Source organism: Ruegeria sp. AD91A, assembly GCF_003443535.1.
Classification (GTDB): Bacteria; Pseudomonadota; Alphaproteobacteria; order Rhodobacterales; family Rhodobacteraceae; genus Ruegeria.
Window position 1 is genome coordinate 3,610,145 of record NZ_CP031946.1, and the last position, 18,725, is coordinate 3,628,869.

Here is an 18,725-nt window from a genome sequence, read left to right on the forward strand (position 1 = left end):
ATGACCCGAACCGTATACGTAAATGGCGAATACCTGCCCGAGACCGAGGCCAAGGTATCCATCTTTGACCGTGGCTTCCTGTTTGCTGATGCGGTTTACGAAGTGACCAGTGTATTGGATGGCAAGCTGATTGATTTCGAAGGTCACGCAGTGCGCCTGAAGCGGTCTCTGGATGAGCTGGAGATGGCCGAGCCCTGCACCAAGGAAGAGCTGCTGGAGATCCACCGCAAGCTGGTTGATCTGAACGGCATCGAAGAGGGCCTGATCTACCTGCAGGTCTCGCGCGGCAGTGACGGTGACCGGGATTTTGTCTTCCCTTCGGCAGATACCAAACCCAGCCTCGTTCTGTTCACGCAGAACAAGCCCGGGCTGGCTGACAGTCCGGCAGCACAGAAAGGTGCCAGGATCATCTCGATCGAGGACATCCGCTGGGGCCGCCGCGACATCAAAACCGTGCAGCTGCTTTACCCTTCGATGGGCAAGATGATGGCCAAGAAAGCGGGCTGTGATGATGCATGGCTGGTCGAAGACGGCTTTGTGACCGAAGGCACCAGCAACAACGCCTATTTCGTCAAGAACGGCAAGATCGTGACCCGCCCGCTGTCCAACGACATCCTGCACGGGATCACCCGCAAGGCCGTGCTGCGCCTGGCGGCCGAAGCGCAGATGGAAGTTGAAGAACGTCTGTTTACCATCGACGAAGCCAGGGAGGCTGACGAGGCGTTCACAACTTCGGCCAGCGCATTCGTGATGCCCGTCGTGGAAATCGACGGAGTCGCGCTGGGTGATGGTACACCCGGGCCGATTGCCAAACGCCTTCGTGAAATTTACCTGGATGAAAGCCGAAAGGCCGCGATCTGAAGAAACACCACGTCGGACGGCGTTGCGGTAAACTGCTGCGGCGCCGTGCCAACATCAGTCGGGTCCGGGGGCAGGACAGGGAGTTTCGCTGTAGGTCTCGCCGAGCATGAGCAGATCACATGCGACTTGCGGCCAAAAAAACAGGTCACTTGCGAAGTTGAGCCGGGACACCGGTCTTGACTGTCGGACCAGTTCCAGCTTTGTCGCAAGAATATGGTTGAAGGCGGGGTTACCCGACTTTGAAAGGGCTCAGGCTTTCCTGAAACTGTTCAATGAATTCAAGTGTCACCAACGACGGTTGCTTCAATATTGGGCGTACCAACGAGAGAGTATGTGTCAGCAATGGCCTGAATGGCCGATAACTCAATCCCCGTGAGGTGTATTGGACGGCATCCAGTTCGCTTACGACCGAGACACCGACACCTTTCAGCGCCAATTCACATGCCGCTGTGAACTGCCTGACCTCAATATGCGAGTTCAATTCGACATTGGCATTTTGAAACACTTTCGAAAGCCGCCCGAAAAAGTCGCTGTCGCGTCGGGTGTGGATGATTTTGCTGTGTGCAAGATCCGCCGGGGTAACTTCGGAAAGGCCTTCCAACTCGTGCCCGGTGGGGAACACGCACACCGTGCGAACGTCGATGTTTCTGCTTTCTACCGCCGGATGACCGTGAAAACTGTCTGTGATTCCGAAATCATACTGCTCGCCAATCATCCATTCGAGAATGCGTTCAGGTCTGTCAGGCTCGATCGTCAGGGTGACACCGGGCCGATCCTTCAAGAAGCTGGCGACGACTTTGGGCAAATGGCTGGTGGCAAATCCAGGTAGGCAGGCGACACGGATGTGCCCTGCTTTGCGTTGTGTGATATCCTGGCTGACATCCGAGATTTGCCTCATGAGTTCGAGAACGCGCTCGACGCTGGGCAAGAGGTAACGAACCTCCTGCGTTGGCACCAATCGGCCCTCCCGGCGATCAAAAAGCTGAAACCCAAGCGATTTTTCTAGATCAGACAGCAGCCTGCTGACAGCTGGCTGGGTCACTCCAAGATCGGTCGCAGCGGCTGTGACAGACCCGTTTTTGGTCACGGCCATTAGGGCCTCCAATTGCCGCACTCTCAGAATTTGACTCATTGTTGATCCCTAGCAACCACGCCAAGTCATAACACTATGTTATTTTTTCACCAAGTAGATAGGCCTTGAATTATATTTCTGTAACGCTAACGTCGTGAAATCGTCATGTGTGCCGTTTACGCGTTGTGGTCGGTATTCAACGAAGCATCAAACCTGATGCATGGGAGGAATCATGAAAAAGAATTTGCTTGGCGCTCTTGCCATCACCACGGCCTTGTCCCCCTTGGCGGCAATGGCGCAAACCGAAGTTCAGTTCTGGCATGCCTTCACCGGTCGCCTTGGTGAGCTTGTCAAAGGACAGGTTGAAGAATTCAACGCCAGTCAGGATGACTTTGTCGTGGTTGAAAGCCACAAGGGCAACTACTCGGAAACCCTGAATGCTGGCATTGCTGCATTCCGTGCCGGTGAACAGCCAAATATCCTGATGGTATTCGAAGTCGGCACGGCGACAATGATGTCAGCCGAAGGTGCGATCAAGCCGGTCTATGAAGTGATGGCGGAAAGCGGCGCGTCATTTGATCCCGATGCATATATAGGCGCAGTCAAAGGGTATTATACGACGACTGACGGAGAGATGCTGTCTCTTCCTTTCAACTCCTCGACGCCAGTGCTGTGGGTTAACCGCGATGCCATGGAAGCCGCTGGCGTTGATCCGGACACGGATCTGTCCACATGGGAAAAAGTTGGCGAGGTCCTTGAACAGCTGAAGGCGGGTGGCGAGGATTGCCCGCTGGTGACAGCATGGCAAAGCTGGATTCACCTTGAGAACCTGTCAGCCTATCACGACGTTCCGTTTGCATCCCAGGACAACGGTTTTGCTGGTCTGGATACCGAGCTTATGCTGAACGGTCCGGTGCAGGTTGCACATCTGACCGCAATGGGTGACTGGGCCCAGGACGGCAAGTTCATCTACACTGGCCGCAGAAACGAAGGCGGTGCGAACTTCCGGTCAGGCGAGTGCGCATTGTTCACTGAAAGTTCGGCCGGGTACGCTGGCATCAAGGCAGAGGCCGAGTTCGACTTCGACGTGCGTCCGCTGCCCTATTGGGAATCCGTCACCGGTGAGCCGCAAAACACCATCATCGGCGGCGCGTCTCTTTGGGTAATGGCGGGTCATGAGCCCGAAGAATACCGAGGCGTCGGCGAGTTCCTGAGCTTCCTGTCTTCGTCGGATGTGCAGGCGGCGTGGCATCAGAACACCGGTTATCTTCCGATTACCGTCGAAGCCGGCGAAGCCACCCGTGCGGCAGGTTTTTATGACGAAAACCCAGGCACCGACATCGCGGTGATCCAGATGACCGCGAAAGAGCCGACCGCAAACTCGAAAGGCTTGCGTCTGGGTTCGTTCGACCAGATTCGCGGCATCATCGACGAAGAGCTTGAAGCGATCTGGTCCGGTGAGAAAACAGCTCAGGAAGCGATGGACAGCGCGAAGGAACGCGGCGATGCGTTGCTGCGCCGTTTCGAATCCGCCAATCAATAAGTCGTAACTTCATGCGGGCCTTTTCAGGGCCCGCATTTTCTTTCTTCGGTGGGTTTTCAGGATGGAAAAACGCGTCACCTTTCGCGGCTGGCTGTTGCCATTGGCTCTGATTGCCCCTCAGGTCATCATTTCCGCCGTCTTCTTCTTCTATCCCGCCGGTCAGGCCATATGGCAGTCACTGTTCATACCTGATCCGTTCGGGTTGTCGTCCCAGTTCGTGGGGCTGGGCAACTTTGAATTCCTACTGAGTGACAAGTTTTATCGCGCCTCTTTCGTGACAACGGCAGTGTTTTCCACGCTGGTTACGCTGTGCTCGATGATCCCTGCCTTGTTTCTTGCGGTCATCGCGGATCGATTGATCAAAGGGTCCGGGGTCTATCGGACTTTGCTGATCTGGCCCTACGCTGTCGCTCCTGCCGTTGCGGGTGTTTTGTGGCTGTTCATGTTCAACACGCGCGTCGGCGTCGTGTCATGGTATCTCAGCCAGCTTGGTTATGACTGGAACCACGTTCTGAACGGCACCGAAGCTATGGGGCTGGTGGTCGTTGCCTCCGCCTGGGGGCGCATAAGCTATAACTTCCTGTTCTTTTTCGCTGCCCTGCAATCCGTTCCTAGATCCGTGATCGAGGCGGCGGCGATTGACGGCGCGCATTTCTGGCGCCGGTTCTTTACGATCGTGCTGCCGTTGCTGTCGCCGACGGCGTTCTTCTTGCTGGTGGTGAACGTCGTTTATGCCTTTTTCGAAACCTTTGGCGTGATCCACACAATCACCGGTGGCGGGCCGCAACAATCGACGACAATTCTTGTCTACAAGGTTTTCTCAGATGGGTTTGTGGGACAGGACCTCGGCTCGTCTTCGGCGCAATCGGTCATCCTGTTGATCGTCGTTGGTCTGTTGACGGTCATCCAGTTCAAATACGTGGAAAAGCGGGTGCATTACTGATGGCGTCCCAACAACACGGAATGGTCGAAAAACGCGGCGCGGGCATCTGGTTGTCCCATGCTTTGATGATCCTCGGTGTCCTGATCATATTTTTCCCCATATGGCTTGCCTTTGTGGCCTCGACCGTGACCCAGGCCGAGATCGTCTCACCGCCGATGCCAGTTGTGCCCGGCGATCAGTTCTGGGTGAACTACAAAGCGGCGCTGTTCTCGGGGGTAAACGTGCCCGTGGCAACGATGCTGTTCAACAGTCTGGTGATGGCGATTGGTATTGCAGTGGGAAAAATCGCCATCTCGTTGCTGTCGGCTTTTGCAATCGTTTATTTTCGGTTTCCAGGGCGAACGACGTTCTTTTGGTTGATCTTCCTGACGCTCATGCTGCCGGTCGAAGTCCGCATTGTTCCGACGTTCGAAGTTGTCGCCGGATTCGGTATGCTCAACAGCTATTACGGGCTGATCTTTCCTCTGATCGCCTCAGCCACGGCAACCTTCCTGTTCCGTCAGTTCTTTTTGACGATCCCGGATGAGCTGGCCGAAGCCGCCCGGGTGGACGGGGCCCGCCCGATGCGATTCTTTATTGATATTGTGGTGCCGATGAGCCGGACCAACATCGCGGCGCTGTTCGTGATCCTGTTTATCTATGGCTGGAACCAGTACCTTTGGCCGCTGCTGATCACGACTGATCCCGAGATGAATACAATCGTGATGGGTATCAAACAGATGTTTCCGTCCGGCGACGACTTTGCGCATTGGCCGACGATCATGGCGACGTCCATTCTGGCGATGATCCCGCCGGTCATTGTGGTGGTTTCGATGCAAAAGCTCTTTGTCCGAGGCCTTGTCGATAGTGAGAAGTAAGAAATGGCAACAGTTACCTTAGAGAATGTCAAAAAGAGCTTTGGCCCGACGGATGTGATCCACGGTGTTGATGTCGATATCGCCGATGGAGAGTTCATCGTGATCGTCGGCCCGTCAGGCTGTGGTAAATCTACGTTGTTGCGGATGGTGGCGGGGCTGGAAACGGTCACGTCCGGGGAAATCTGGATCGGCGGTGAGCGCGCCAATGACAAAGAGCCGATGGATCGCGACATTGCGATGGTGTTCCAGAACTACGCGCTCTATCCGCACATGTCCGTGCGTCAGAACATGGGATATGGCCTGAAGATCGCTGGATTACCCAAGGCTCAGATCGATCAAAAGGTGACCCAGGCGGCAAAACTGTTGCAGCTCGAACCTTTGCTGGATCGCAAACCCAGGCAGTTATCAGGCGGTCAGCGTCAGAGGGTGGCGATGGGGCGGGCCATTGTCCGCGAGCCTGCGGTTTTCCTGTTTGACGAACCGCTCTCGAACCTCGACGCCAAGCTTCGTGTTCAGATGCGTCTGGAAATACGCGAGCTTCAGGAAAAGCTGGGTATCACGTCACTTTACGTTACGCACGACCAGGTCGAAGCAATGACAATGGCCGACAGAATGATCGTGATGAATGGCGGTATTGCCGAGCAGATCGGCACGCCGCTGGAAGTCTATGAAACCCCGCATACGCTGTTCGCCGCGCAATTCATCGGCAGCCCGGCGATGAACATTTTTGAAGCGCGGCGCGAAAACGGGACCATCAAGATCGGAGAAATCGAAGTCGGACCCTCTCAGGGTGCAGACAGCGCCGTGAAGCTTGGCATAAGACCAGAGCATCTGGTGTTGAATGACAATGGCCCACTTGAAGCGGCGATTCAGATGGCTGAACCGCTTGGGGCCAACACGTTGCTGCACGGTCACCTTTCTGGCACCGCAAGCGCGATCACGGCGAGCCTTCCCGGCGTCCACCCGATCGAGGGACGCCACCCGGTTATGCAGTTCTCGGTCGCACCAGAGAACATGCATTTGTTTGACCACGTGACGGGCAAAAGGCTGGAAGGCTGATGGTGTTTCAGCATGTTGAAGCCTTTCGTGGTGGTGAAAACCTGATCCGGGTTGTTGGCCATCGGGGGGCACGAGGTGTGTTACCTGAAAACAGCATGGTGGGCTTCGACTTTGCGCTCTCCATTGGTGTCCCGCTTCTTGAGTTTGACGTTGTTCTGACTGCCGATAATGTGCCGGTCATAACGCACAATCATCGCCTGCACGCAGCGAGCTTTCGCGATTCCAATGGCCTGTTTCTGATCGGAGAAGAGCCGAAAGTTTCCGCACTGACTTACGAGCAACTCCGGCAATTTGATATCGGGCGTTTGGACGGGCAATCCGCCTATGGCCAACGCTTCCCGGACCAGGCCCAAATAGATGGCGTCCGTGTTCCAAAGTTGTTGGATCTGCTCGATTTGGTCGATGACCCAAAAAACAGTGATGCCTATCTGATGCTCGAACTGAAGTCGGATCCCGACCTGGCCCATGATGCGCTATACAGGGAGAAATTTGTCGGGAGAGTTCTTCAGGACGTTCGCGGCAAAGGTTTATCTTCGCGCGCGGTCCTGCACAGTTTCGATTGGAATCTCTTGGAGGAATGTCAGCGGCAAGCTCCGGATATGCCGTCATCCTATCTGACGCAACTTCCGGAAAACGCCGACGATGTTGGTGAAGATTCCTCAAAATCCGTTTGCCCGGACTTTCGTGGTCGCCGCGACGAGATTCCAGACTTGGTAAAGCAAGCTGGCGGTTCGCTTTGGTGCCCATATTTTGCGGATGTGACGACTGAAAACGTGACGCGAGCAAAAGAGTTGGGCTTGTGCGTCGCCGTGTGGACGGTCAATGAACACGAAGAGATAGGCAGGATGATAGATCTGCGCGTGGACGCAATCGTATCCGACTACCCCGGGCGGGTTCAAAGACAACTGTCGGACTCTGGCTTCGGTTGGCGCGCAGGGCATCGGTGATCCCGGCGCCCTGAGGGTGACGTGAATGAATTTCTTTCGCCATTTGAAAATTGCCTCAAACAAAGGCTCTTCAGCCCGTTGACGCACAGGACCAGCATGTTTTTACGGCATGACCCTATGAGAGCCTATTCTCAGGAAACCGTTCTTGGGCGCGGTTGACGGAAGTCCGGAATTCCGGAACGAATGCCCAAACGCTGACCTCACTGCTCTGAGCATTGCGCTTGCGGTTGTCGGGACCGTGTTCTGCGCCTTCGGTCGATGAAGAGTAATTGATACCTGCGTACCAATATTCTCAATGCCGTTAGGTATTTCTGGCACCGAGGCTCGGCAATCGCGCTGGCCACAACCGTCATCGACTGGCCGTAAAGCCTGACGGATGGCGCCAAATGCTGAGTCACATTAACAACAATCTTGTGATTGCTGCAGTTCCGTCTCTTTTCCGCCGGAATTTGTGCTGATAAGGGTAAAGTTAAGTGTTGGGGTGGTAGTAAGTGCGAGTGGGCAGATGAGAGCCGGAACAAACGGTCAAATAGCTATTTCCTGGTGTCAGACGGAAATTGACGGGCTTGAAGATGCGCCCCTTTCCTCTTTGATGATCGGAGCATCATGGTCATGGCGTGGACAAGCAATCGTCCTGAGCGAGGCTGTGGAGCAAAGCATTGGAAAAATGGGGAATGCCGGGGGCGTTGCGACCCACGTGAACAGCCACTTTCCAATTGTCCGTGAGGTTTCAGGCCTTGTGTCAGGCATTCTTACCTTTACCAACGGTGCGCAGAAGTTCTCTGCCAGGCTTGTTGTCGATGGCAAGGATACGTCGCGGACTCTCGTGTTTGACGGCGCTTGCCCGCCACGGGATGAAGAGTTCTGGATTGTCGAAGTGACAGAGCTTGCGGCGATCCCGAACCCGCCATTGAAAAGTGACGCGACAGTAGTCTCTTTCCCGATCTCAAATTAGAGTTTCAAGGCAGCGCTACGCGGATTCGACGCTGCGTCGGTCCCGATGTCTGTCTGCCCTGATCGATTTTCTGAACTTTGCTGAATGCTGTGTTGACACCGACGGCATTGCGGCTATAAGCGCGGCTTCATTGGTGTTGGTGGCCCCCGCAAGGGGATGCCTGTCATGGGGGAAACCTCAAGAGGACAACGCCCTTCATAGTGGCCCGTTAGGGCTTCGACAAAACGAAGGAGATCAGCCGTGACCAAACGCACGTCTGCCAAGTACAAAATCGACCGCCGGATGGGCGAAAACATCTGGGGTCGTCCGAAATCCCCTGTCAACCGTCGTGAATACGGCCCCGGCCAGCACGGCCAGCGCCGCAAGGGCAAACTGTCGGACTTTGGTCTGCAGTTGCGCGCCAAGCAGAAGCTGAAAGGCTATTATGGCGACCTGACCGAGAAGCAGTTCCGCCGCATCTACGCCGAAGCCGAGCGTGTGAAGGGCGACACCGGTGAAAACCTGATCGGCCTGCTGGAGCGCCGTCTGGACGCCGTTGTTTACCGCGCCAAGTTCGTTGCAACCGTCTTTGCCGCGCGCCAGTTCGTGAACCACGGCCACGTCAAAGTGAACGGCAAGCGGGTCAACATCCCGTCCTACCGCGTCAAAGAAGGCGACGTGATCGAGGTGCGCGACAAGTCCAAGCAACTGGCTGTTGTCCTCGAAGCTGCCGCGCTGGCCGAGCGCGACGTTCCTGACTACATTGACGCCGACCACTCGAAAATGACCGCGACTTTCGTGCGCGCTCCGTCGCTGGGCGACGTGCCGTACCCGGTCATGATGGAACCGAACCTGGTCGTCGAATTCTACGCCAAGAACTAATCTTCGCAGCACCCGAATTCCGAAAGGCCGCGCTTTTTGCGCGGTCTTTTTTGTTTGATGGGGACTCTGCCGCCATCGCAACGGCCCGCGCCTTCCCTGAGGGTTATTGGCCAGATAAGGTGCGGGTCAGATCGGCAGGGGTCTGCCTTCGGCAATCGCTTCCATTGCGAAATACGATGTCACGCTGTCCAGCTCGACCTTTTCGATCAATCGCTGATAGACCTTGTCATAAGATGTCATATCCTGTGTTACGACTTTCAACTGATAGTCGTAATCTCCTCCGATCCGATGAAAATCCACGACTTCCGGGATCGTGAGAACGTGGCTCCGAAACGCTTGCAGCCACTGAGCGGAATGATGTCGTGTGCGGAGCATGACAAAGACCACAAGGCTCAAACCCAGTTTTTCACGCGCGATGCGGGCCGTGGACCCTATCAGAACGCCGTTTTCGTTCAGGGCCTTCAAGCGCCGCCAGCAAGCGTTTTGAGAAAGTCCCACACGATCCGCCAATTCGCGCTGCGACAGGGTGGCGTCCTTTTGCAGTTCTTTCAGAATGCGCGTGTCAATTTGATCTAATTTTGATGTCATAACTGATCATATGACACAAAATTTTTAAAATCGACGCAAAGATAGGTGAAGTTTTTGCGGCTCGAAAATATCACATTGGTAGGGCAGTAAGGAGCCAATGTAATGACCCTGTCCAAATTTCGTGCGGAACTCTGTTCCACCACTCACAATTCAAATCTGCGCGATGGGCTGATCGGCGAGAACGTTCTGATCCCGGGTCTGCATGGAGACGTGCCGCTTGTCTATGCGGATTACGTCGCTTCGGGCCGCGCATTGCGGCAGGTCGAGGATTTTGTGGCGCAGGATGTATTGCCGTTTTACGCAAACAGTCACACCGAGGCCTCCTACTGCGGATCCTACATGACACGTCTGCGCCGCGAAGCGCGGGCAGAAATAGCCCGCATTGTTGGTGCTCGGGAAGAGGACGCGGTGATCTTTACCGGGTCTGGCGCCACTGCGGGGCTCAATCGGTTGGTCAGCCTGCTAGGGGTGGCAGAGGCTGACCAGCCGATTGTCTTAATCGGTCCGTATGAGCATCATTCGAATATTCTGCCGTGGCGCGAAAGCAAAGCACGTGTCATCGAGATTCCCGAGGCCGAGGGTGGTGGTGTGGACCTACATGCGCTGAAAGCCGCGCTGGAGGCCCATGCGGATGCCGATTTGGTGGTCGGATCATTTTCCGCCGCGTCCAACGTGACTGGTATTATCACCGATCCTGATCCGGTCACGCGAATGCTCAAGGCGCATGGTGCTTTGGCCGTTTGGGACTATGCCGGTGGCGGGCCTTACCTGCCGATGGACATGGGGCCCGAAGGTGCCCGCAAGGATGCGATCGTGGTTTCGCCGCACAAGTTTCCCGGTGGCCCGGGCGCGTCAGGCGTTTTGGTTGTGAACCAATCTGCCGTGAAACGGACCTGTCCTAGCTGGCCGGGCGGTGGAACCGTCAGCTTCGTATCACCGTGGCGGCATGACTACAGTGCCGATCTGGCCACAAGGGAAGAGGCCGGGACACCCAACGTGATCGGAGACATTCGTGCGGCGCTGGCCTTCATCGTCAAGGATGTCGTCGGAACGGACGAAATCGCCCGGCGTGAGGTGCAGTACAATCAAATGGCGCTGGAAGGGTGGAAGAACAACCCGAACCTCACCCTGCTTGGGGTCGAGAGCGCGCATCGTCTGCCGATCTTCTCTTTCCTGGTGCGCGGCAATGCGGGTCAGCCTGTGCATCAGCAATTGTTCACGCGGATGCTCAGCGATATCTACGGCATTCAGGTGCGGGGCGGCTGTGCCTGTGCAGGACCCTATGCTCACCGCTTGCTGGGGATTGATCAGGCAACGTCAGAGGCGCTGCACGCTGCCTTGTCCGCAGGGGAAGAAATGAAAAAGCCCGGTTGGGTGCGACTGAATTTCTCGTATCTGATGAGCGAGGAAACGGTTCGGTTCATCATCGACAGCGTCAATGACCTGTCACACCGGACCGAGGAGTTCGCGCCATACTACAACGCCGACCCGACAACCGCGCGCTTCAAAGCCGCATGAGGGAATTGTCGCTTTTCTCAATCCGTTGAGACAGGTATGAGAGGCCCATTCAACGGAGCCTCTCATGACCAAGATCACCCCACAACCCGGCATTATGGACATCGCGCTGTATCAGGGCGGCCAGTCGCATGTGGCCGGTGTGGAGCATGTGATCAAGCTGAGCTCGAACGAGAACCCGTTCGGACCAAGCCCCAAAGCGATTGAGGCAGTGCGCGACACCGCTGCCACCCTGCACCGTTATCCCGGCACCGACCATGCAAGCCTGCGCGAGGCGATCGGCGTACGCCACGGACTGGACCCTGCGCGGATCATCTGCGGTGTCGGCAGCGACGAGGTTTTGCAATTCGTCGCTCAGGCCTATGCGGGGCCGGGGGACGAGGTGATCTATACCGAGCACGGGTTTTCCATGTACCCGATCATCGCCCGTATGGCCGGTGCGACGCCGGTCATGGTGGCCGAGCGTGACCGCAAAGTGGATGTGGCGGCTATTCTTGCCGCTGTGACGGGGCAGACGCGGATCGTGTTTGTCACCAATCCCGGCAATCCAACCTCGACCATGATCTCGAACGACGAACTGGAACGTTTGGCGCTGGGTCTGCCCAACACTTGCCTGATGGTTCTGGATGGCGCTTATGCCGAATTTGTCGACGGGTTCGATGGCGGGGCGTCGCTGGTTGACGCCCATGAGAATGTGATCATGACGCGCACCTTCTCAAAAGTGTACGGGCTGGGCGGTATGCGTGTCGGCTGGGGCTATGCACATCAACCGATCATCGACGTGCTGAACCGGGTGCGCCAGCCGTTCAACCTGTCGCTGACAGCCTTGGCAGCAGCTGAAGCCGCGGTGAACGATGTCGAGTTTCTCTCTTTCTGCCAATCCGAGAATGCGCGCTTGCGTGTATGGCTGGCGGATGAGTTGGCAAAAGTCGGTGTTCCGTCGGATCCGTCCTGTACCAACTTCATTCTTACACGTTTTGCCGATCAGGCCGAAGCCGAGGCCTGCGATGACTACCTGAAAACGCAGGGTTTGATTGTCCGCCGGGTTGCAGGCTACAACCTGCCGAACGCCTTGCGGATCACCGTGGGCGACGAAGAAGCGTGCCGCCGTGTGGTTGCGGCGATCACTGCATTCAAAGAGGGCGCAGCATGAGCCAGATTTACGACCGCGTTGCGCTGATCGGGCTGGGGCTGATTGCTTCGTCCATGTTCTGGGCGATAAAACGTGCGGGTCTGGCCGGGGAAGTGACGGGTTATGCCCGGTCCGAGGAGACCCGAGAAACAGCACGCAGGATCGGACTGTGTGACCATGTTTGCGACTCGGCACGCGATGCGGTCGAAGGTGCCGATCTTGTTGTCCTGTGTGTGCCTGTGGGGGCTATGGGCGCAGTTGCAAAAGAGATTGCACCTGTGCTGAAGCCCGGTGCGACCGTTTCGGATGTGGGCTCGGTCAAGCGGGACGTCATTCGGGCGGTGCAGCCGCATATCCCCGACGGCGTGCACTTCATACCCGCGCACCCCTTGGCTGGGACCGAGCATTCCGGCCCTGAGTCTGGATTTGCCGAGCTGTTTGACAATCGCTGGTGTCTGTTGGTCCCGGTCGAGGGTTCGGACCCGGATGCCATTGCCCGCCTGCGCGCGCTTTGGGAGGGCATGGGGTCATATGTTGATGAAATGGATGCGGATCACCATGATCTGGTCCTTGCCGTAACCTCTCATGCGCCACACCTGATTGCATACACGATGGTTGGCGTGGCCGACGATCTGCGACGGGTGACCGATAGCGAAGTCATCAAGTATTCGGCCGCCGGCTTCCGGGACTTCACCCGGATTGCCGCGTCCGACCCGACCATGTGGCGGGATGTGTTCCTGTCCAACAAGGATGCCACGCTGGAAATCCTGGGCCGGTTCACAGAAGAGCTTTTTGCCCTGCAACGCGCCATCCGTACCGGGGACGGTGATCATTTGTTTGACTACTTCACCCGCACCCGTGCTATTCGTCGCGGCATTATCGACGCGGGGCAGGACACGGATGCACCGGACTTTGGGCGGGGGAAGGCAAGTTCATGAGAGTGCGCTGGGGGCATATTCTGATCGGGGTCGCATCTTTGGGTGCTGCGACGGTTCAGGCAGCGCCCCTTGACCAGTCTTTGGTGCCTCTCATGCGTCCCTCGCTTGTTCAACAGGCTGCCAGCACGCCTATCGCCTTTGAAGTCGCCAAACGGCGCCCGGTTTCGCGCCCGGTTTCGCCGCAAGTCACGGCTGCAGCGGCGCGCCCGTCGGAACTGCCACTTCTGGGACCGGACACGTCCTTGATGCCTTATTTGCGACCCGAGTCGGTCGAGCAGCAGGTATTGTTCAAAAGGAGCAAGCTGCGCAAAGGGTCTGTTTGCGGGGATATTGCCATTCAAGGCAAGCCTGTTGGCCGTGTGGGCAGCAAGAATTCAGCCTGCGGTGTCAAGGATGCGGTGCAGATCACCTCGGTTTCGGGTGTGGTGCTCAGCCGTCCCTCGACTATGGATTGTGGCACCGCCAGTGCGTTGAACAAGTGGGTCGACAAGACCGTCAAACCCACCTTCAAACGCCGGGGCCCTGTGGTCGAATTGCAAGTCGCAGCCCATTATGCCTGCCGAACCCGCAACAACCGCAAAGGCGCGAAGATATCCGAACATGGCAAGGGGCGTGCGATCGATATCTCAGGTTTCAAAATGGCCGACGGTGAGGTGGTGACCGTCCTGAACGGGTGGCGCAAGAACCCGTCTCAGAAACAGCTCAAGAAGATCTGGCGCGGGGCGTGCGGCCCGTTCGGCACCGTGCTGGGGCCAAATTCAGATCGTTATCACAAGGACCACTTTCACCTTGATACGGCCCGCTACCGCAGCGGACCCTACTGCCGTTAACGCAGGATCAGGCGCGGGGCGGGGCCCAGAGGCAATGGCCCCAGTGCCACGAAACCATCCCGAAAGTTCAGTTGCAGGTCCAAGGCGTTGGGGTTGCCGCCCAGCCCCGCCAAAAAGTTCAGTGCCCGGGTAACGGGATTCACCGCCTGATCGGGCAGGGCGCCCGCCGCATTTGCCATGGCGATCATGTCGCGCCAGTTTTCGGCTTTGACGGCGATCTCTCCGGTCGGGATGCCTTGTGCGTCCACATCCAGATCGCCGGTCGCAAACAGGCGCAACTCACCCCATTTGATCTCGACCAGACGCAGATCAATGGCGACGGGCTGCGGTCGGCTGTCTTCCAGGGCGGACCGGTCCCAAACCTTGTCGAAAGTGGTGACCATATCCAGTTCCAGCGTTTCAAAGCTTTGTGGTAACGAATTGGCGGAATGCATCAGGGCCCGCAGTTTTTCCCCCGGTGTGAACCCATCCGCGCGGGCTGTGATGGCATAGGCTTCTGAAACTGGCGTTTGTTCCATCATCAGGCTCAGCGTGTCTCCGGAGGCCAGCTTGGTGGTGTTTTCCGTTACCGACCATGCCCCCGCCGTCAAAGCCATTTTTTCCGGCACGAGCGAGACGCCCGGCTGCAATTGCAGCTCGGCAAGCAATTCGTCAGCCACAATTGTTGATGTCTGGTCGAAGTATGACAGGCGTTGCGGCGTGTCTGCGAAGCGCAATACCTGACGACCGGGCCAGATGGCGGGGCTTTTGAATTCGATCCAGTCCGCGCTCCATGCAGTGCCATTTACCGGGTCGGCCAACGCCGGATTGTTCAGACGGGTCATGTGGTGGGTTGGATACCCGGCGGTTGCGACATCCGAGAAATCCGCCTGCCAGCCGCGTGCCTCCTGCTGGTCGAACCAGCCAGTGATCGCAGAGCGCAGGCCATACCCGGCCACGAACCAATATGCGCTCCACGCAATGGTAACAAAAATCAACACTCGTATCAGACGCATCCGAAATGGTCCTTTTTCCTGCCTTGGAATTGATGTTTATAGGTCGAAACAGGCAAGGACCAGTGCAATGACGATGTGGGTTTTCGGATATGGATCGCTGCTGTGGAATCCGGGCTTTCCGGTGGCGCGCAGTGAACGCGCGACGCTGCACGGGTTTGCCCGGTCCTTCTGCATGAGTTCGATCCACCACCGCGGGACAGAGGAAAAACCCGGTCTGGTGCTGGCACTGGACGAACAGGAGAACGCGAGTTGCACGGGTTTGGCCCTTGCGGTCAAGGCGGGTCACGAAGACCGAACGCTGCAAGAGCTGCGCGAGCGCGAGTTGATTTCATCGGCTTATGTCGAACGTATGTTGGATGTGCATCTGGAAAGCGGAGACATCGAAAATGCCGTGACCTATGTGATCGATGCCGACCACGTCCAGTATTGCGGTGGGATGGCGTTGGAGGAACAGGCCCGGATCATCGCACATGCGGTCGGCGGGCGTGGTCCGAATAACGAATACCTCTACAACACTGCCGAACATCTGGCCGAGATCGGCCTGCGTGATCACGATCTTGAGTGGTTGGCGCAACGGGTCCGCAGTATCACCGCATAAACTCTTGGCGTCGCGAGCGGAATGTCGCTAGATTCGACGCAAAGCAGGCAAAAATCGGGAACCACGCGCATGGCGCAGGCACATCAGGGCGCGAGACCTCATTTCTCGCATCCAATTCGACAAATTCTGTTGATGTTGATGGCGATCGGCCTGTCCGGGCTGGGGGTGTTTCTGGCGCTTCCATACGTATTGCCGGTTTTTTATGCCAATCCGTATCTGAATGGCTTCATCCTGATTGTGTTCTTTATCGGCGTCTTCGCCTGTTTTTATCAGGTTACGCAGCTGATCGGGTCCGTACGTTGGATCGAAGCCTTTGTTGGCGGTGTTGTTCGCGAAGATGCTCGAACACCACAGTTGCTGGCGCCTTTGGCTTCGCTGCTGCGCGAGCGAGGCGCGCGCTCGCAGATCAGCTCCACCTCTACCCGGTCCATTCTGGATTCCGTGGCAGAGCGGGTCGAAGAAGAACGGGAAATCACACGTTATATCACCAACGTGCTGATTTATCTGGGTCTACTGGGTACATTCTTTGGTCTGGCGACAACCGTTCCGGCCATTGTTGACACCATCCGCAGCCTGAACCCGCAGGAAGGCGAGGAGGGTCTGGCTGTTTTCAATCGCCTGATGACGGGGCTCGAGGCACAGCTGCAAGGAATGGGCGTCGCGTTCGGATCGTCTTTGCTGGGTCTGGCGGGGTCTCTTGTCGTTGGTCTGCTCGAGGTCTTTGCCGGGCACGGTCAGAACCGGTTCTATCGCGAACTCGAGGAGTGGCTGTCGTCGATCACCCGCGTTGGATTTGCAGGTGGCGAAGAGGGCGGGGCAGAGATCGCCGTACTGACCCCTGTGCTGGATGCCATGTCAGAGCAGATGGATGCGTTACAGCATCTGTTTGCGGCTCAGGAAAGTGAAAGGGCGGAGGTTTCGGCCAAATTAGGGCAACTGGTCGATGTCATCGGTGAGATGAACAATCGCCAGGCCAATACCGAAAGTGTAACTTCTGCTTTGGAACGCGTGGCGCTTGGGCAGGACGCCCTGCTGGATCACATGCGCGATCATGGCGCAGGCGATGGCATCGATGCCGAAAGTCGGATGCGCCTGCGCTCGATGGATGTGCAACTGCTGCGTATTCTTGAAGAGATTTCGGCGGGTCGGCAGGAAAGTATGAACGAATTCCGCAAGGATATCGAACTGCTGGTCAAGGCCCTGACCCTGCCGCGGGGTGCCGTGCGCACCACGCCGGAAGGAGAATAACCCATGGCGCTGTCCCGCCGCACCGGACAACGATTCCAGGGCTCGGTCTGGCCCGGTTTCGTGGACGCGATGACGGGGCTTTTGATGGTGCTGACCTTCGTTTTGACCATCTTCATGGTGATTCAGTTCGTGTTGCGCGAAACCATCTCGGGGCAGGAAGACGAACTGACGACATTGGCAGACGAAGTTGCAGCGCTTGCGGGCGCGCTGGGTTTGGAAGAACGTGAAAACAGTCGCTTGCAGGCAAGGCTGGGTGCGTTGAACACGACACTGTCGCAAGCCGAAGACGATCTGGCGCAAGCGCAGTCACTGATCGTTTCGCTGAGTACCGAACGCGACCGTCAGGCCGCCGCGCTGGATCAGGCGCAGACCCGTATCACGAACTTCGAAGCACAGGTTGCCGCTCTGCTTGCCGAACAGGAACAGGCTTTGGGCGACATTGCCGCGCTTGAGACACAGCGCGAGCAATTGCTGACAGAGCAAGAGGCGCTGAACCTCGCCCTTGCACAAAGTCGGGACGAAATTGATGCGCAGACCGAAGCTGCCCGTTTGGCTGCCGCCCGCCGCGAGGCGCTGGAAGCACTGGTGGCCGATCTGGAGCAAAGCGGCGAAGAGCGTGCCGCGGAAATCACGGCCCTTGAACAGCAACTGAGCGATAAGGAAGCCGCCCGTCTGGCCGAAGCTGCTGCTGCTGAGGCATTGCGAAACCGCCTTCAGGATGCAGATGCCGAGCTGACGGCCATGACCCTGGCGCTGGAGTCGCAACGCAAAGAGGCCGAAGATACATTGACTCTTCTGGCTGCCGCGCAAGCCGCACGGGCCGAACTTGAGCGACAGTTCGGAGACGTAAACCCTGATGAATTGCGAGCCCAGCTTGAAGCCGCCTTTGAGGCGCAAACGCAAGCGCAGGCGGATGCTGATGAGCAACGCACTCTGGCCGAACAGAGGCAAGCTTTGCTGGCTCTGGCCGAGTCGACCTTGTCGGAGGAGAAAGAAATCTCTGCCGAGGCAAAACGTGAGGCGGCCCTGCTGAACCAGCAGATTGCAGCCCTGCGCGGGCAGTTGGGGTCGTTGCAGGCTTTGCTGGACGATTTCGAAGACCGAAACGCTGCTGCCGAGGTGCAGATACAAACGCTGGGACAGGACCTGAACGCTGCATTGGCGCGGGCCGCATCTGAAGAACGCAGGCGGCGCTTGCTGGAAGAAGCGGAACGCCTGCGCATTGAGGCCGAGGCCGAGGCCCTGGCTGGCCAGAACGAAGAACTTGCCGCCAAGGCGGAAGACCTGCAACGCTATCGCTCGGAATTCTTCGGACGTCTGCGGGATGTCCTTGGCGAACAGGAAGGCGTGCGGATCGAAGGTGATCGCTTTGTGTTCTCGTCCGAAGTTTTGTTTCCGACGGGATCAGCGGTGCTGTCCGCAGAAGGGCGGCAGGAGGTTGCCAAGGTCGCCAATATCCTACGCAGTGTCGCCGCCGAAATCCCGCCTGGTCTGAATTGGGTGATCCGGGTCGACGGTCATACCGACAACGTTCCGCTGACTGGTTCGGGCCGATACCGGGACAATTGGGAACTCAGCCAAGGTCGCGCGTTGTCTGTTGTGCGCTATATGGTCGACGCGTTGGGCATTCCACCCAACCGCTTGGCGGCAAACGGGTTTGGTGAATTCCAGCCGGTCAACCCGGCTGACACACCCGAGGCACGGGCACAGAACCGCCGGATCGAGTTGAAACTCACGGAAAGATAGCAAAATCCTTGCTCTTGCCCGGTTAATCCGCGTGAAT

Annotated in this window: 18 protein-coding genes; 15 read left to right on the forward strand and 3 right to left on the reverse strand. The window is 57.2% G+C overall.

Features of this window, described 5'->3' with window-relative positions; translation table 11 throughout:
• Positions 1–861, forward strand: coding sequence for a D-amino-acid transaminase (locus D1823_RS18185; protein WP_117872444.1), 861 nt, complete (start codon positions 1–3; stop codon positions 859–861).
• A 229-nt stretch (positions 862–1,090) separates the two neighbouring features.
• On the opposite strand, the gene D1823_RS18190 is transcribed toward D1823_RS18185, so the two are convergent.
• Positions 1,091–1,993, reverse strand: coding sequence for a LysR substrate-binding domain-containing protein (locus D1823_RS18190; protein ID WP_117872446.1), 903 nt, complete (start codon positions 1,991–1,993; stop codon positions 1,091–1,093).
• A 172-nt stretch (positions 1,994–2,165) separates the two neighbouring features.
• Between D1823_RS18190 and ugpB the strand changes: the two genes are divergently transcribed.
• The 7 genes from ugpB (at position 2,166) to rpsD (ending at position 9,098) form a co-directional block, all read left to right on the forward strand.
• On the forward strand, positions 2,166–3,476 hold the full coding sequence (ugpB, locus tag D1823_RS18195; RefSeq protein WP_117872449.1) for a sn-glycerol-3-phosphate ABC transporter substrate-binding protein UgpB: 1,311 nt from the start codon (positions 2,166–2,168) through the stop codon (positions 3,474–3,476).
• Between the two features lie 61 nt (positions 3,477–3,537).
• Positions 3,538–4,419 carry a sn-glycerol-3-phosphate ABC transporter permease UgpA gene (gene ugpA / locus D1823_RS18200; protein WP_117872451.1) on the forward strand — a complete coding sequence of 294 codons (882 nt, stop codon included), beginning with the start codon at positions 3,538–3,540 and terminating at the stop codon, positions 4,417–4,419.
• 20 nt (positions 4,420–4,439) lie between these two features.
• Positions 4,440–5,276 carry a sn-glycerol-3-phosphate ABC transporter permease UgpE gene (ugpE, locus tag D1823_RS18205; RefSeq protein WP_117872982.1) on the forward strand — a complete coding sequence of 279 codons (837 nt, stop codon included), beginning with the start codon at positions 4,440–4,442 and terminating at the stop codon, positions 5,274–5,276.
• A 3-nt stretch (positions 5,277–5,279) separates the two neighbouring features.
• Positions 5,280–6,335 carry a sn-glycerol-3-phosphate import ATP-binding protein UgpC gene (locus tag D1823_RS18210; protein WP_117872453.1) on the forward strand — a complete coding sequence of 352 codons (1,056 nt, stop codon included), beginning with the start codon at positions 5,280–5,282 and terminating at the stop codon, positions 6,333–6,335.
• Complete coding sequence (locus D1823_RS18215; RefSeq protein ID WP_117872455.1) at positions 6,335–7,282, forward strand: glycerophosphodiester phosphodiesterase family protein; 948 nt, start codon at positions 6,335–6,337, stop codon at positions 7,280–7,282. The genes D1823_RS18210 and D1823_RS18215 overlap by 1 nt, the downstream gene beginning before the upstream one ends.
• Before the next feature lie 505 nt (positions 7,283–7,787).
• Complete coding sequence (locus tag D1823_RS18220; protein ID WP_162896878.1) at positions 7,788–8,237, forward strand: hypothetical protein; 450 nt, start codon at positions 7,788–7,790, stop codon at positions 8,235–8,237.
• Positions 8,238–8,477: 240 nt separating this feature from the next.
• Positions 8,478–9,098 carry a 30S ribosomal protein S4 gene (rpsD, locus tag D1823_RS18225; RefSeq protein ID WP_117872460.1) on the forward strand — a complete coding sequence of 207 codons (621 nt, stop codon included), beginning with the start codon at positions 8,478–8,480 and terminating at the stop codon, positions 9,096–9,098.
• A gap of 126 nt (positions 9,099–9,224) precedes the next feature.
• On the opposite strand, the gene D1823_RS18230 is transcribed toward rpsD, so the two are convergent.
• Positions 9,225–9,686: an Lrp/AsnC family transcriptional regulator gene (locus tag D1823_RS18230; protein ID WP_117872462.1), complete on the reverse strand. Its 462-nt coding sequence runs from the start codon at positions 9,684–9,686 to the stop codon at positions 9,225–9,227.
• Positions 9,687–9,788: 102 nt separating this feature from the next.
• Between D1823_RS18230 and D1823_RS18235 the strand changes: the two genes are divergently transcribed.
• From D1823_RS18235 to D1823_RS18250, 4 genes are all read left to right on the forward strand, one after another.
• Positions 9,789–11,204 (forward strand): aminotransferase class V-fold PLP-dependent enzyme, encoded by a 1,416-nt coding sequence (locus tag D1823_RS18235; RefSeq protein WP_117872464.1) that lies wholly within the window; start codon positions 9,789–9,791, stop codon positions 11,202–11,204.
• 64 nt (positions 11,205–11,268) lie between these two features.
• Complete coding sequence (gene hisC, locus D1823_RS18240) at positions 11,269–12,354, forward strand: histidinol-phosphate transaminase (protein WP_117872466.1); 1,086 nt, start codon at positions 11,269–11,271, stop codon at positions 12,352–12,354.
• Positions 12,351–13,271, forward strand: a complete 921-nt coding sequence (locus D1823_RS18245; RefSeq protein ID WP_117872469.1) for a prephenate/arogenate dehydrogenase family protein — start codon at positions 12,351–12,353, stop codon at positions 13,269–13,271. The genes hisC and D1823_RS18245 overlap by 4 nt, the downstream gene beginning before the upstream one ends.
• Positions 13,268–14,101, forward strand: coding sequence for an extensin family protein (locus D1823_RS18250; RefSeq protein ID WP_117872471.1), 834 nt, complete (start codon positions 13,268–13,270; stop codon positions 14,099–14,101). The genes D1823_RS18245 and D1823_RS18250 overlap by 4 nt, the downstream gene beginning before the upstream one ends.
• On the opposite strand, the gene D1823_RS18255 is transcribed toward D1823_RS18250, so the two are convergent.
• On the reverse strand, positions 14,098–15,096 hold the full coding sequence (locus D1823_RS18255; protein WP_117872473.1) for a DUF2125 domain-containing protein: 999 nt from the start codon (positions 15,094–15,096) through the stop codon (positions 14,098–14,100). The genes D1823_RS18250 and D1823_RS18255 overlap by 4 nt on opposite strands.
• A gap of 67 nt (positions 15,097–15,163) precedes the next feature.
• On the opposite strand from D1823_RS18255, the gene D1823_RS18260 reads away from it, so the two are divergent.
• From D1823_RS18260 to D1823_RS18270, 3 genes are all read left to right on the forward strand, one after another.
• Positions 15,164–15,694 carry a gamma-glutamylcyclotransferase gene (locus D1823_RS18260; protein ID WP_117872476.1) on the forward strand — a complete coding sequence of 177 codons (531 nt, stop codon included), beginning with the start codon at positions 15,164–15,166 and terminating at the stop codon, positions 15,692–15,694.
• 69 nt (positions 15,695–15,763) lie between these two features.
• Positions 15,764–16,942, forward strand: coding sequence for a biopolymer transporter ExbB (locus tag D1823_RS18265; protein WP_117872478.1), 1,179 nt, complete (start codon positions 15,764–15,766; stop codon positions 16,940–16,942).
• A 3-nt stretch (positions 16,943–16,945) separates the two neighbouring features.
• Positions 16,946–18,688, forward strand: a complete 1,743-nt coding sequence (locus D1823_RS18270) for a peptidoglycan -binding protein (protein WP_117872480.1) — start codon at positions 16,946–16,948, stop codon at positions 18,686–18,688.
• The last annotated feature ends 37 nt before the right edge of the window (positions 18,689–18,725 follow it).

Bases quoted from the DNA above. Each gene is read 5' to 3' on its own strand.
- D1823_RS18210 (WP_117872453.1), top strand. From the start codon at position 5,280: ATGGCAACAGTTACCTTAGAGAATGTCAAAAAGAGCTTTGGCCCGACG.
- D1823_RS18255 (WP_117872473.1), bottom strand. From the start codon at position 15,096: ATGCGTCTGATACGAGTGTTGATTTTTGTTACCATTGCGTGGAGCGCA.
- D1823_RS18235 (WP_117872464.1), top strand. From the start codon at position 9,789: ATGACCCTGTCCAAATTTCGTGCGGAACTCTGTTCCACCACTCACAAT.
- D1823_RS18230 (WP_117872462.1), bottom strand. From the start codon at position 9,686: ATGACATCAAAATTAGATCAAATTGACACGCGCATTCTGAAAGAACTG.
- D1823_RS18265 (WP_117872478.1), top strand. From the start codon at position 15,764: ATGGCGCAGGCACATCAGGGCGCGAGACCTCATTTCTCGCATCCAATT.
- ugpB (WP_117872449.1), top strand. From the start codon at position 2,166: ATGAAAAAGAATTTGCTTGGCGCTCTTGCCATCACCACGGCCTTGTCC.
- D1823_RS18245 (WP_117872469.1), top strand. From the start codon at position 12,351: ATGAGCCAGATTTACGACCGCGTTGCGCTGATCGGGCTGGGGCTGATT.
- D1823_RS18190 (WP_117872446.1), bottom strand. From the start codon at position 1,993: ATGAGTCAAATTCTGAGAGTGCGGCAATTGGAGGCCCTAATGGCCGTG.
- D1823_RS18250 (WP_117872471.1), top strand. From the start codon at position 13,268: ATGAGAGTGCGCTGGGGGCATATTCTGATCGGGGTCGCATCTTTGGGT.
- D1823_RS18260 (WP_117872476.1), top strand. From the start codon at position 15,164: ATGACGATGTGGGTTTTCGGATATGGATCGCTGCTGTGGAATCCGGGC.
- D1823_RS18270 (WP_117872480.1), top strand. From the start codon at position 16,946: ATGGCGCTGTCCCGCCGCACCGGACAACGATTCCAGGGCTCGGTCTGG.
- ugpE (WP_117872982.1), top strand. From the start codon at position 4,440: ATGGTCGAAAAACGCGGCGCGGGCATCTGGTTGTCCCATGCTTTGATG.
- D1823_RS18220 (WP_162896878.1), top strand. From the start codon at position 7,788: ATGAGAGCCGGAACAAACGGTCAAATAGCTATTTCCTGGTGTCAGACG.
- hisC (WP_117872466.1), top strand. From the start codon at position 11,269: ATGACCAAGATCACCCCACAACCCGGCATTATGGACATCGCGCTGTAT.
- D1823_RS18215 (WP_117872455.1), top strand. From the start codon at position 6,335: ATGGTGTTTCAGCATGTTGAAGCCTTTCGTGGTGGTGAAAACCTGATC.
- D1823_RS18185 (WP_117872444.1), top strand. From the start codon at position 1: ATGACCCGAACCGTATACGTAAATGGCGAATACCTGCCCGAGACCGAG.
- ugpA (WP_117872451.1), top strand. From the start codon at position 3,538: ATGGAAAAACGCGTCACCTTTCGCGGCTGGCTGTTGCCATTGGCTCTG.